Annotated in this window: 10 protein-coding genes; 6 read left to right on the forward strand and 4 right to left on the reverse strand. The window is 34.4% G+C overall.

What is annotated here, in order from left to right:
• Positions 1-207: 207 nt before the first annotated feature.
• Both CC92_RS0113445 and CC92_RS0113450 read left to right on the forward strand, forming a co-directional pair.
• Positions 208-1464 carry an HD-GYP domain-containing protein gene (locus CC92_RS0113445; RefSeq protein WP_029504668.1) on the forward strand — a complete coding sequence of 419 codons (1257 nt, stop codon included), beginning with the start codon at positions 208-210 and terminating at the stop codon, positions 1462-1464.
• 254 nt (positions 1465-1718) lie between these two features.
• A complete protein-coding gene (locus CC92_RS0113450) occupies positions 1719-2687 on the forward strand; it encodes a Gfo/Idh/MocA family protein (RefSeq protein WP_031420407.1) in 969 nt (322 codons plus the stop codon).
• Between the two features lie 195 nt (positions 2688-2882).
• Here the strand turns inward: CC92_RS0113450 and CC92_RS0113455 are convergent, their stop codons facing one another.
• From CC92_RS0113455 to rpsT, 4 genes are all read right to left on the reverse strand, one after another.
• Complete coding sequence (locus CC92_RS0113455; protein ID WP_029504670.1) at positions 2883-4958, reverse strand: hypothetical protein; 2076 nt, start codon at positions 4956-4958, stop codon at positions 2883-2885.
• A complete protein-coding gene (locus CC92_RS0113460; RefSeq protein ID WP_029504671.1) occupies positions 4933-5832 on the reverse strand; it encodes an ABC transporter ATP-binding protein in 900 nt (299 codons plus the stop codon). The genes CC92_RS0113455 and CC92_RS0113460 overlap by 26 nt, the downstream gene beginning before the upstream one ends.
• A complete protein-coding gene (locus CC92_RS0113465; protein WP_029504672.1) occupies positions 5819-6181 on the reverse strand; it encodes a GntR family transcriptional regulator in 363 nt (120 codons plus the stop codon). The genes CC92_RS0113460 and CC92_RS0113465 overlap by 14 nt, the downstream gene beginning before the upstream one ends.
• A 626-nt stretch (positions 6182-6807) precedes the next feature.
• Positions 6808-7071 (reverse strand): 30S ribosomal protein S20, encoded by a 264-nt coding sequence (gene rpsT / locus CC92_RS0113470; protein WP_029504673.1) that lies wholly within the window; start codon positions 7069-7071, stop codon positions 6808-6810.
• Positions 7072-7304: 233 nt separating this feature from the next.
• Between rpsT and gpr the strand changes: the two genes are divergently transcribed.
• The 4 genes from gpr to hemW all read left to right on the forward strand — a co-directional run bounded on the left by gpr (position 7305) and on the right by hemW (position 13263).
• The gene (gpr, locus tag CC92_RS0113475) at positions 7305-8228 is read left to right on the forward strand and encodes a GPR endopeptidase (protein ID WP_029504674.1); all 924 of its coding nucleotides are present in this window, start codon (positions 7305-7307) and stop codon (positions 8226-8228) included.
• A gap of 6 nt (positions 8229-8234) precedes the next feature.
• Positions 8235-9686 carry a stage II sporulation protein P gene (locus tag CC92_RS21745; protein WP_051650876.1) on the forward strand — a complete coding sequence of 484 codons (1452 nt, stop codon included), beginning with the start codon at positions 8235-8237 and terminating at the stop codon, positions 9684-9686.
• Between the two features lie 412 nt (positions 9687-10098).
• A complete protein-coding gene (gene lepA, locus CC92_RS0113485; protein WP_029504676.1) occupies positions 10099-11913 on the forward strand; it encodes a translation elongation factor 4 in 1815 nt (604 codons plus the stop codon).
• A gap of 183 nt (positions 11914-12096) precedes the next feature.
• A complete protein-coding gene (gene hemW, locus CC92_RS0113490) occupies positions 12097-13263 on the forward strand; it encodes a radical SAM family heme chaperone HemW (RefSeq protein WP_029504677.1) in 1167 nt (388 codons plus the stop codon).
• The last annotated feature ends 168 nt before the right edge of the window (positions 13264-13431 follow it).

Raw genomic sequence — 13431 nt, forward strand, 5'->3', positions numbered from 1 at the left:
CATAAGATATATGAAATTTTAATAAAAACTAAAACGATGTATTTTAATTTCTCTACTTTTTTTCTTTACAATTTGTGTTATAATAAGACATTAAGTGATAATTTTTTCTTCCTCAACATAATCTGATATTAGAGACCATTATGTTGAAAAGGACAAGAATATCTATCTTAGAAATAACAAACACAGATTATGTTTCTGGAGTGAAATATGAATGTAATAAGTAGTGAAAATGTGAATGAAATTATTAATAGAACATTAAGTATAATAAATCCTAAAATCATCAATCATGGTGAGATAACCGGGTATATCGTATATAAAATGTTGGAATGTGAACACTTATATTCTGATCACGATTTAGTTGATTACACCATGCTAAGTATCTTGCATGATATTGGTTTATATAAGCAACCAAACGTAAAAAATGTCGTGGATTTTGAGTCAAAAGATGTTTGGTCACATTCTATTTATGGTTTTTTATTTTTAAAATATTTTACCCCGATGAAAGATAAAGCTGAGATTATCTTATATCATCATATTGAATATAATCGCTATCACTTGATATCAAGCAAATATTTACATATCATAGAGTGTTTAAATTTGGCAGATCATATGGATACTTATATGCACTTATGTCCAGATGATATGGAGAAAGACTTCTTTGTAAAATATCGAGATATCAAGTTTTCAGGGAAAGCACTTGATTTATTTTTCCGAGCGGAAGCAAAGTATAAGATTACGGAAAAGCTCGCGAATGGTACTTATAAGAAAGAGTTAGCAGAGTTTCTATCAAAAAAAGTATTTTCTGATAAATACAAAAAAGGTTTTTTAGAAATGCTGGTATATACCATTGATTTTCGTAGCGAACATACAGTAATTCATACCATGGCGACTGTTAATTTTGCAAGGCAACTAGGAAGACTAATGAGATTAAGTGGTGTAGAACTTCATAATTTATATTATGGGGCATTACTTCATGATCTGGGTAAATTAGCCATTCCGTTAGAAATCTTAGAATCACCTGGGCGATTGTCGGAAGAAGAGATGAAGATCATGAAAGCTCATGTCCGTATAACAGAGATGATACTTAGCGGTGTAGTAGACCAAGATGTTTTAGAGATTGCAGTACGTCATCATGAAAAGCTAGATGGTTCGGGGTATCATAAAGGACTTACAAAAAAAGATTTAACACTACCTCAGCAAATAGTGGCAGTTGCCGATATTTTAAGTGCTCTCTATGGAAAACGAAGTTATAAAGATGCGTTTGAGAGTGATAAGATTAAAGAAATTCTTTGGAAAGATGCAGAAAATAATAAGATTAGTAAACCGATTGTGGAGTGTCTATTAAGAAATTATAATAGTATTATAGCGAAATTTGAAACAGAAAAACAGCAAACCATTGGACTGTATTTAAGCATTAAAGATCAATATGAAGTTATCGCACAAAAGTTTACTACTTATCTATAATTTTCATGGATATGAACATGGACATGAATTATGTTTCTCTTGTTTCTGTTCACTGGCTTCATATGCAAAATTATCAATATCACAAGCTAACGGCGGGGTTGAAATCAGAAGAAACTCTGCCGTTTTTCTATTGGTAGAGATAACGTTATTAACAATAGTTAGTACAAAAAACACAATAAAACATAAAATGTATAGGAATATCAGACAAAATATGATAAATTAGTATCAAGTACTATAGGAAGGAAAGCAAAAGAATGCAAACAATAACGTGGGGAATGATTGGCTGTGGAGACGTTACAGAAGTAAAGAACGGTCCTGGTCTTTATTTAGCAGAAAACTCAAAATTAAAAGGATTAACGAATCGTACAAAATCAAAAGCCGTAGATTGGACAAATAGGCATCAACAAGGTATCGTATATGATAGCGTAGAAGAATTGTTAAAAGATGACGAGATAGATATTGTATATATTGCAGTTACTCCTGACAAACATATGGAATATGCCATTCAGTGTGCGAAAGCAGGGAAGCATTGCTTGATTGAAAAACCATTAGCAATGACATATGAGGAAGGGTTAGCAATTAAGGAAGCATTTTTAGCTGCTGGAAAAAAGGCTTATGTAGCATTTTATCGTAGAAGTTTAAATCGCTTCCTTAAGATAAAAGAAATACTTAATAGTGGGAAAATAGGTCAGGTGTCTCAGTTTCATATCCATCGTTACGTAAATCCTATTGCAGACACAAGTGCATGGAGAGCAATACCTGAGATATCTGGAGGAAATGTATTTACCGAAACCGACATCCATATCCTTGATTATATGGATGAATTGTTTGGTGAAGTAAAGCAGTTTCAGTTTATGAAAAACAGAATAGGTAATAATAGCAATGATTTTAATAGTTTAGTTATTAATTTCCAATATGAAAATAATATTTATGGTACCGGAAATTGGTGTTATAATGCTTTGATCACACGTGATCAAGTTGATATTATTGGTGAGAGAGGGATGATATCTTTTGACTTTTTTCATAATGACGCTCCAATAATTCTTGAAGCAAAAGAAGGTAGAGAAGAGATAGTAACGAGGGACTCCATTCATGTTGGTTTAGCGATGGAACAGGCGATAGTCAATGAAATAAACGGAATAGGTAACTTCCCTGGTAATATCGATGCAGCGTTAAGAACTCTAAAAATAACGGATAGTATTTATCAAAGTAAAAGCTGGTAGTATGGTAGTAGAAGTTTGTCCTATTAGTATATAGGAGAGAGTGACAAGGTTTATTGAATCGTAACCTATTAGATGATATTGGTAAACTAACAGAATGTAATTTTTAAGGAAGCAAAATATAAGAGCATTGTTTACTACATCCGAAATGATATGTAGTAACAATGCTCTTATTCGTCATGAAGTCATATCTAGTTACTAACGTAACTTATCATATAATTGTTCTGCTAAATCAGTATATTCTGGTGGAATTACGTAAGACCATTTTCCAACTATAATACGATAGCAAGGAGTTGTTGTTATATATTGATATTGAGCATGATCTAATAAGGTTATAATTTCTTCCCTAAATTGTTCAATTTGCTCCGAATTAACATACATTGGCGATGTCGCAGCGTAAGAATAGTAGCCATAATAATACAAAGGCTTACTATTTGTATTTTCGATAGGGGCTAAGATACCAAAGTTATTAGCTACAGAATTATTGTAAATTGTTTTTGTAGAGAATGTATCCAAATTTACATAATTATCAGCTAAGAAAGCTAGTGTTTCAGTATAACTTTCTAGTATAGGAATCTCGCCAATCTTAAATCTAGTAGGTTTTGATGGTGTTAAATATTCCTCCATGGTTAACTTCTTCATATCCCTAGCAAGACAATGATATAATTCCTGAATCTTTTCTTTACGCATAGGATAACTTATGCTGGAGTAATCATATACATCCGAGACTATTATTGATCCTGGATTGGAATTTTGTTTTACTATTTGGTCAATATATTCATCACTGAGATCGATAGACGCCAGTAACATTCTTTGATCAAAACTTACGCTGTAAAATCTTGTGTAATCGATTCCATTCTTTACATCAAACGATATCTCAATATCATAGGTTGGAAGATAAACATAATAATACTCCTCTGGAATTGCTTCTGTGGTTTGAGAATCAGGATAGTTACTATACTTAGTTGCTTCAACAGGAACTCTTACCATATTTGGATTCTCGCTTGAAATTTTGCTTACTATATAATCATCGATTACTCTTTGATGAAATGCTAGGACTGCCCTTATATTCTCTGGATCTTTCAGTATAATAGAATTATCATAAGCTGTAGTATCTGGATCAAGAACGCCATTGTAACGAATGGAGACAGATTTTATATTTGAGATATCTGTGGTTCTATAAACAACGCCAAAACCTTCCGTAGTATCGATAAGAAATATACTACAACCAGTGATTGCTGATATTATTGCAAATCGAAGAATGGATCGATAGAATTTTTGAAAACCTCTATTTGTGATTACTTCAAATGTCAAGAATATAAACGCCAATAAAGATACGCTTGTGATAAAGTTTATATCCAGCTGGTAGAAGAAAGCAGCCAATAAAAATGTTAGTGAAGCCATGATAAAGTAATAGAAGATGCGGTTAACAAATCCAGTGCCTACACTTTCTGCTTTTCTTCTTATAAAATTTCGATAGGAAATAAAAAGTATCCCTAATGTCATCAGTAATGCAAGGAATAGAGTCCATAATCCAGTTCCACTATAAAGAAATCGATTTAGATTGTTAAACCAATAGAGGAGGATACCTCCCGGACTAGTGAAATATAGTAATTGTTGAAACAACGTTCGAAAACTGATTCCAAACAAGCGATTTAAAAGGAGGTAACCTACAGAGTAGATTACGCCAGGTATTAATAAATTAATATAAAGACTGGCAGTTATCGCTTCAAAAGTGTTACCAACACAACTTAATACAAATACTGTAAGAGTGTATAGGAACATTAAGCCTACGATGATAAAGAGATAAGTAAAAAATACCAAGCGTAACATTCTAAGGAAGGAGTCATCCATTGTTACATCATATTCTAGTATAGAATTAATAAATCTTGTTGTTCGCAATAAAAGTAACAGCATGCTGAGTAGGAACTGTCCTATAATCGGTACGAGATAGAGGATTAAACCACTCAGATAATCACTCATAAATAACTGTTTTCTTGTAAGTGGTAGTTTTAAAACATCGTCTATTTTTGTTTTTTGATAAAGGTAATCAAAAAAGCTTAATGGTATTACGAAAGCTGAGGCACCAATCACTAAGGATGCTAAGATAGTAATCCATATCGAACTTTGAGAGTCAAAATAGTAATGATTTAAAATATACAATGGACCGGTTAGGAGGTTAGTAATAATTAGTATGGTCCAAAACCGCTTATTTTTTAACTTTTCTTTTAAACTGATGCCAAAAAAGCTAGTGCTCGATGCCGTTTGCGTCATATCCGTTTGCCTCCATTTCATAGATAAATATTTCCTCTAGGGTAAGAGGGATTTCTTCTAGCAGAATTGGATGAAAGTGAGATAAGTATGTCTTGATTTCTTCTATGTCACCACGTACCCCCATGGTTATCACACTTCCAAGCTTCTCACTCTGAACGATAGACAGCCCATCAAAATCTTCCGCAGAGTAATCTCTGGAAAATGCTGCTTGAATCTTATGAAATCCTTCATATACACTTTGCAAATCTTTACAGAATAGTAGTCTACCTTCATGAAGGAGCGCCACATGGTCACAGATATCATTTACCTCTTTAAGGTTATGGGAGGAGAGGATTAATGTAAGCTTACGATCGAGCATCTCATCGACTAGAATACGCTTTACAATAATTCTCATTGCTGGGTCTAATCCATCAAAAGCTTCATCAAGTAGTAGATATTTCGTGCCACAAGAAAGACCGATAATGAAAACAGCTTGACGTTTCATACCTTTTGAGAAAGTAGACATCTTTTTATCACTTGGTAATTTAGTTACCTCCATCAATCGCTCAAATACTTCTTCCTTAAAGTTTCTATAATAGTTTTTATAATGATCTTTTAGTTCAATTACTGTCATGTTTTGATATTGAACGGTTTCATCATTGATAAAGAACATATCGGATTTCACTTGTATATTATCATAGACAGAAGCTTCATCGATTAGGACTTCTCCGTCGTCAGCCTTATAGATACCGCAAAGTAAACGAAGTAGCGTGGACTTACCAGCACCATTGGATCCTAATAGTCCAAATGCAGTACCTTCTTCAATTGTTAAACTAATCTGATCAAGCGATAAATCTTTCCCAAAGCGTTTTGTAACATTTTTAAATTCGATCATCTGCTATCACCTCAATTCTATTTACTAGCTCTTCTTTTTGAAAGCCTTGGGAGAGTGCATCAAACACCGCTTCATCAAAGCTCTTCATTGCTTTTTCTTTAAGTAAATTCTCTTTTAATGGTGCAATAAAATTTCCACGTCCGGCAACAGAATAGATAACACCATTATGTTCTAGTTCTTGATAAGCTTTTTGTACCGTATTAGGATTGATACCAAGATCTTTTGCTAGAGATCTTACGCTAGGTAATTGGTCGTTTTCATGTAAAACGTCTTTCATCATAAGTTCCATGATTTTTCTTGAAAGTTGTTCATAAATCGGAACTTTAGAGGTAAGATTTACTTGAAACATACTTAAACTCCTTTCCATATTTTAATTGTTTTCCATAGGTAACATGCGAAATAAAGTATTTCATATTTTTTGTAATTCTCTTAGATGAAACAAGCAGTGAAATGAGAATCTTTGATTTTTACGAAAAAGCATTTATCTATGTAGTTAAGTATGTAACACTTGCTCACTGTAGTTCTGTTAGAGAGCATTAGTGTCCTATGTATACCAAGATGGAATTGACTAAAGCAAGCATATCATATTAACTGTACTAATACAAGTGGTACAGTTAAAAATTAATATTTTTTAAAACAATGGTAACAATTCTAGTATTTGTAAACGATTGATTACAAAAAGAAGTATTGTTGTAAATTATGAACAATTCGTAATGGAAAAATAATTTTGTAGTGGAATATAAATTAATGAACAATTCGTAATGGAGTGTAAATTTATGAGTTTTTCGAAATGAAATGTAAAGAATGGAGTGTTAAGGACAAGATGCTGCTTAAAAATCATTCGAGTACTTTGCCGCGCCGAACCCATAGGGTGAGTGCGCATCCTTCGGGGAGTTTTAATAGGAAGTTGCGATGTGATTTCCTATATATTAAAAAGAGAGTGCAGAAGCACTCCCATATTATATACTATATAAATTAAGCAATAGAATTAACAGCCTTTGCTAATCTACCAACTTTTCTAGCAGCAGTCTTCTTGTGGTAAACACCCTTAGAAGCAGCTTTGTCGATAGCAACTACAGCATCCTTTAAGCTCTTAGTAGCAAGATCTTTATCGCTGGCAGCCACAGCAACTTCAACCTTCTTTACTAAAGTCTTAACCTTAGACTTGATTGCCTTATTTCTTAATGTTTTTGTTTCAATAACTTTAATTCTCTTCTTAGCAGACTTAATGTTAGCCAATCTGTACACCTCCAAATAACGTTCTTTTATAATATGCGCATGAAAGTTCGCTATAGATCCGGACACGGACGCTCTGTAGTGAACATACTGTTATATCATAGTATAAAACATTTCATCTGTCAATACATATTTTATCCTAAAATGTAAAAGAATAAAACAGGATGACCCGTAAACTATGCGAAAACACGGTCATGAATCAGAAAGAAACAGCATAGGATAGAAGGAGAATAGGAATGAAGAAAGGTTATGAAGATATTCGGACAGACTTAGCGTTAGAGGTCAGGGAAAGTTTTGAAGACGACGATGTCGAAATAAAAGGTGTCGTTTTAGAAGAAGATTATTTAAAAGAAAAAGACATGAAAATAACTACGGTTATCATCAAAGATGAACAAGGTGCTAAGGCAATGAGAAAGCCGATGGGAACCTATATTACCATAGAGGCACAAAAACTTTCAGAAAAAGACGATGAATATCATAGTTCCATCAGTGAAGAAATCGGAAAATACATTAAAAAGCTAATCGGTGAAGATAGAGAAAAGGGCGTAATGGTGGTGGGCTTAGGAAATCGAGAAGTTACTCCGGATGCGCTAGGTCCATGGGTTGTTGATAATTTATTTGTTACCAGACATCTGATAAAAGAATATGGGGAAGATTTTCAAAAGAGAAATAAATTGACTTGTGTCAGTGCATTAGCTCCAGGCGTAATGGCTCAAACGGGGATGGAAGCGGTGGAAATCATTCGTGGTATCATGAAAGAGACCAAGCCTTCTGTTGTCCTAGCTATCGATGCATTGGCATCTCGTAGTGTTCATCGAGTAAATACCACAATTCAGATTAGTGACACCGGTATCAGTCCAGGAGCTGGAATAGGGAATAATAGGGCGGCGTTAAATGAAGATAGTCTTGGAGTGAAAGTAGTTGCTCTAGGGGTACCTACCGTGGTGGACGCTGCTACGATAATCAGAGATTCTATGGAAAATATGTTAAATAGTCAAGGGTTTTCTCAGAATGAAGTTCAAAGCTTCTTCTCAGAAGTAACCAATCAGGAATCTTTTCATAATATGTTTGTAACACCAAAAAATATTGACGAATCCATGAAATGCATCAGCTTTACGATATCTGAGGCAATCAATTCGTGTTTTTGCGGAAGGAGCTAAGTAAGCATGAGGCATCGTTTTAGGAGATATGAACTCATCATTTATCGCATTATTCTAACGTGCTGTATTATTGTCGCAAGTTTTATTATATTCCGAGGCATCGTTGTGTTTGCCTCGGAACAGATGACCAGTGTAGCGAAGAGGGCGGGAGTTAGCTTTGTAGAATCACTTTATCTAAATGCTACCTCCTCTTGTAATGAATTATTTCGTTATGTAAAGCGAGATGAGGTATCGGATTCTACCTTGTTACATACGGTCGCAGAAGACTTTTCGATTAATTATTATGCCTCTCATCAAGGGAAACAAGTACTTCATGAGCAGCATGAGGAAGAGGATATTAACTACGAGAACACGCTTGACTATGTCAATCTAGCAGAGTACAAAGAGAATATAGATGAAGATTATAGAAATTCTACACAGGAGGAACAGCAAGTGTGGTCTGAAAATACGACGGAAACTACGGATAGTAGTCTTGAAGAATTAGCCAAAGAAGAAAATAATAACTATTCTAAGAATGATAATTCAGTAGGAAGTGAAATTCTTGATATTGAAGATGAAACCTCTGATGAAAAGCTAATTATTGAATATAGCAAAGGTGAAGTATCTATGCTACCAGACTACAACTCAAGCCAATTAAATAGTCAAACCTCACTAGGCTTTGAGGAACCTTCGATATCAGTAAGTAATTTAATAAAAAATAATTACCCTCTTGAAAAATTAAGTGATGTTAATTATTTAATTAATAATTTTTATATTGTAGATTCCACTACGACGGTAACAAAATCATTATTTAACGTCAATGATTTGTTAAAGAGAAATATGACAATAAAAAAGAGAACAGACGCACCTCAAATACTAATCTACCATACACATGCATCGGAAACGTATATTGATAGTAAAGCAGGAGTGCAGGCGGATACCGTTGTGGGAGCAGGTAATTATTTAACAGAACTGTTAGAAAAAATGGGCTTTGTTGTTTACCATGATAAGACCGCATATGATAAAAAGGCGAATGGAGAAGATAATCGGAATTATGCCTATAGCACTGCAAGACCGAATATTGAAAAAATATTAGCAGAGAATCCTAGTATTGAAGTCGTAATTGATTTACATAGAGATAGCGGACCGAAACGAATAGCAACGATTAATGGAAAAGTTTCCTGCCAAATTATGTTTTTTAATGGCTTATGCCGAGATCAAAATGGTCCAATTGAAAGACTAGAAAACCCGAATTTAAAGGATAATCTTGCATTTAGTTTGCAGGCAGCTTTGGTTGGACGTAATCTCTACCCAGATTTTGTACGCAGAAATTATCTAAAGAACTATCGCTATAATCAACATCTTGCGAAACGTTATTTATTAATTGAGTGCGGTACAGTAAACAATACGGTACAAGAAGCTTATAATGCAATGGAGCCATTATCAGTGATCATAGATCAGTTATTAACGAATCCTTAAAGCTACTATGAATTACTTGCTTCAACTTCGTTAATCCTAAGTATAGAACGATAAAAGAACGTAATAATAATAGGAAGAGATTCGTATTTATGTTTGGAATGCCATATTAGATTGTGGCTTTCCAAACATTTTTTATACATACCGCATCTTAGATGCTCCAAATAGTATCTTCTTGTCAGCAAACTTTCGGTATGGTATAATACATCATTATGTAGAGATTTGCTTACACAATATATGAAATGTCAGTAATAAATCCCCGTGCAATGATAGGTGTCACTATGGATAGATAGTTAGCATGGAGGTTTTTTATGTGTGTTTAGAATGCTTAGTTGTTGTGGGTAACCTATACAGTGCCCCTAAAAGTAACGAAGATCATATAGCTATGTAAGTGATAAATCCCAGGAGGAAAAACATGTCAGGTATTGACCAGAAGAAAATCAGAAATTTTTGTATTATTGCTCATATAGATCATGGTAAATCTACGCTTGCAGATCGTATTATCGAAAAGACTGGTTTACTTACGAGCAGAGAAATGCAATCTCAGGTGTTAGATAATATGGACCTTGAGAGAGAACGTGGTATAACAATTAAGGCACAGACTGTGCGTACCGTATATAAAGCAAAAGACGGTGGAGAGTATATCTTTAATTTAATTGATACACCGGGACACGTCGACTTTAACTATGAAGTATCACGAAGCCTTGCTGCATGTGAAGGTGCAATCTTAGTTGTGGATGCAGCACAGGGAATTGAAGCCCAGACCTTAGCGAATGTTTACTTGGCACTTGATCATAATCTTGATGTCTTTCCAGTTATTAATAAGATTGACTTACCAAGTGCGGATCCAGAACGTGTCATTGCTGAAATTGAGGATGTCATCGGTATTGAAGCACAAGATGCACCACTGATTTCCGCAAAGAATGGTATTAATATTGAAGAAGTACTTGAGCAGATTGTATCTAAGATACCAGCACCAAAAGGAGATAAGAATGCACCATTACAGGCGCTTATCTTTGACTCTATTTACGATTCTTATAAGGGTGTTATTATCTTTTGCAGAGTGATGGAGGGTACTGTTAGAAAGGGAACAACCCTTAAGATGATGGCTACAGGTGCAACTGCAGATGTTGTTGAGCTTGGTATCTTTGGACCGGGACAGTTTATTCCGACCGATGAATTATCCGCTGGAATGGTAGGTTATATCACTGCGAGTTTAAAGAATGTAAAAGACACCCGTGTAGGTGATACCGTTACCGATGCAGACAACCCTTGCAAAACTCCACTCCCTGGATATAAGAAAGTAAACCCAATGGTTTATTGTGGTATGTATCCTGCAGATGGTGCGAAGTATCCAGATCTTCGTGATGCGTTAGAAAAATTACAATTAAACGATGCATCACTTCAATTTGAACCAGAGACTTCAGTAGCCCTTGGTTTTGGTTTCCGTTGTGGTTTCCTTGGGCTTCTTCATCTTGAAATTATTCAGGAACGTTTGGAAAGAGAATATAACTTAGACCTTGTAACAACTGCACCAAGTGTTATTTATAAAGTTTTTAAAACCAACGGTGAAATGTTAGAGATAACAAACCCATCGAATTTACCAGATCCTTCTGAAATAGAACATATGGAAGAACCAATGGTAAAGGCGGAGATTATGGTTACTACGGAATTTGTAGGAGCGATTATGACTCTTTGTCAGGAACGACGTGGAATTTATCTGGGAATGGAATATATGGAATCCACAAGAGCGCTTCTTCGTTATGAATTACCACTAAATGAAATTATTTATGATTTCTTTGATGCATTAAAATCAAGATCTAGAGGTTATGCATCGTTTGATTATGAGATGAAGGGATATGTTCCAAGTGAATTAGTGAAACTTGACATTCTAATTAACAAAGAAGAAGTCGATGCCCTTTCTTTTATTGTACACGGAGAATCTGCTTATGAACGTGGTAGAAGAATGTGTGAAAAGTTGAAAGATGAAATACCAAGACATTTATTTGAAGTTCCTATTCAAGCAGCCATTGGAAGTAAAGTTATAGCTCGTGAAACGGTAAAGGCGATGCGAAAAGACGTACTTGCAAAATGTTATGGTGGTGATATCTCTCGTAAGAGAAAACTTCTTGAAAAGCAGAAAGAAGGAAAGAAGCGTATGCGCCAGATTGGTAACGTGGAGATTCCACAAAAGGCTTTCATGAGTGTATTAAAACTAGATGAAGATTAGGAACTGGTATCACGTACCATACAAGGAAAGAGAAAAGTTTAAACTGGCAATATAAACTACTGTATTAATAAGCAATTATTATAAAAAGCGTAAAAGCGTTGGAATGGATGTTAGGTTGAAAATTTGAAAACTATTTTTCAACCTCCTGATTATATGCGTGAAAACACGCAGTAGGGAGTTATAATGAAAAAAGATTTAGAACTTTATATTCATATTCCATTCTGTGCAAGAAAATGTAACTATTGCGACTTCTTATCTGCACCAGCCAGTCAGGATGAGATGTTAAAGTATACCGATTTCTTGTGTAAAGAGATTAAAAGTCAGGGGTCACTTCCTTTAAAATACCGAGTTGTCTCGATATTCTTTGGAGGAGGGACTCCTTCTCTTTTACCTTTAGAACAGATGGGACAGATAGTTAATACGATAAAAGAAAGTTTTGAAGTGGTATCTACTTGTGAGATTACATTGGAATGTAATCCAGGTACTGTTACAAAAGAGAAGTTAGAAGGCTATATAGGGCTTGGCATTAACCGGTTGAGCTTTGGATTACAAAGTGCGAATAACGAAGAATTAAGATTGTTAGGAAGAATTCATACTTTTGAAGAATTTGTGGTAAATTATGAACATGCAAGAGAAGTTGGTTTTCAAAATATCAATATTGACTTAATGTCTGCTCTTCCTTATCAGACCTTAGAATCCTATGAAACTACATTAAAGAAAGTGTTAGAGTTAAAACCGGAGCATATATCTGCCTATAGTCTGATCCTAGAAGAAGGTACCTCCTTTTATGATAGATACTCGGAACATGGGGAAGAAAAAGATGCGATTCCAGATGTGATACTTGATAGAACAATGTATGAACACACAAAGACGATACTACTTTCGCATGGTTACAACCGATATGAAATTTCAAATTATGCAAAACCGGGGAAAGAATGTCTTCATAACATCGGATATTGGAAAAGAGTAGAGTACCTAGGGCTTGGGCTAGGTGCTTCTTCCTTATTATATCATGTAAGATATCGAAACCTTGATACGATAATTAGTTATGAAAAGGCTTTAGAGTCATCGATGAAGGTTAGACAAGTAGAAGAGAAACTTAGTAAGAAGGCTGAAATGGAAGAGTTTATGTTTCTTGGTCTACGTCTTTGTGAAGGTGTTAGTAAGAAAGATTTTAAACGACAATTTTCTCTTACCATGGAGGAAGTCTATGGCAATAAGCTGGTTCAGTTACAAAAGGCTGGTCTTTTGATGAATGTAGAAGATAATGTTTTTCTAACTGATCGAGGTATTGATTTAAGTAATCAGGTATTTACGGAATTTCTTTTGGATGAGACCTATCTTACGTAAGATGTTTAAAAAAATAATGACCATAAATACAATAATAGATACTTTTTTATCAAAAGAAATAAGGTTTCCTAAGCAATTTTTAATCTATTTTCTTAAATTAGGAGTTGACAAACGATTTTAATAGTGATATTTTATGTATAAAGATGTTAGCACTCTACCTCAATGAGT

Source organism: Lachnoclostridium phytofermentans (genome assembly GCF_000733755.1).
GTDB classification, from domain to species: Bacteria; Bacillota; Clostridia; order Lachnospirales; family Lachnospiraceae; genus Lachnoclostridium; species Lachnoclostridium phytofermentans_A.

Coding starts and splice junctions, on each gene's coding strand:
- CC92_RS0113445 (WP_029504668.1), top strand. CDS start 208: ATGAATGTAATAAGTAGTGAAAATGTGAATGAAATTATTAATAGAACA.
- CC92_RS0113450 (WP_031420407.1), top strand. CDS start 1,719: ATGCAAACAATAACGTGGGGAATGATTGGCTGTGGAGACGTTACAGAA.
- CC92_RS0113455 (WP_029504670.1), bottom strand. CDS start 4,958: ATGACGCAAACGGCATCGAGCACTAGCTTTTTTGGCATCAGTTTAAAA.
- CC92_RS0113460 (WP_029504671.1), bottom strand. CDS start 5,832: ATGATCGAATTTAAAAATGTTACAAAACGCTTTGGGAAAGATTTATCG.
- CC92_RS0113465 (WP_029504672.1), bottom strand. CDS start 6,181: ATGTTTCAAGTAAATCTTACCTCTAAAGTTCCGATTTATGAACAACTT.
- gpr (WP_029504674.1), top strand. CDS start 7,305: ATGAAGAAAGGTTATGAAGATATTCGGACAGACTTAGCGTTAGAGGTC.
- CC92_RS21745 (WP_051650876.1), top strand. CDS start 8,235: ATGAGGCATCGTTTTAGGAGATATGAACTCATCATTTATCGCATTATT.
- lepA (WP_029504676.1), top strand. CDS start 10,099: ATGTCAGGTATTGACCAGAAGAAAATCAGAAATTTTTGTATTATTGCT.
- hemW (WP_029504677.1), top strand. CDS start 12,097: ATGAAAAAAGATTTAGAACTTTATATTCATATTCCATTCTGTGCAAGA.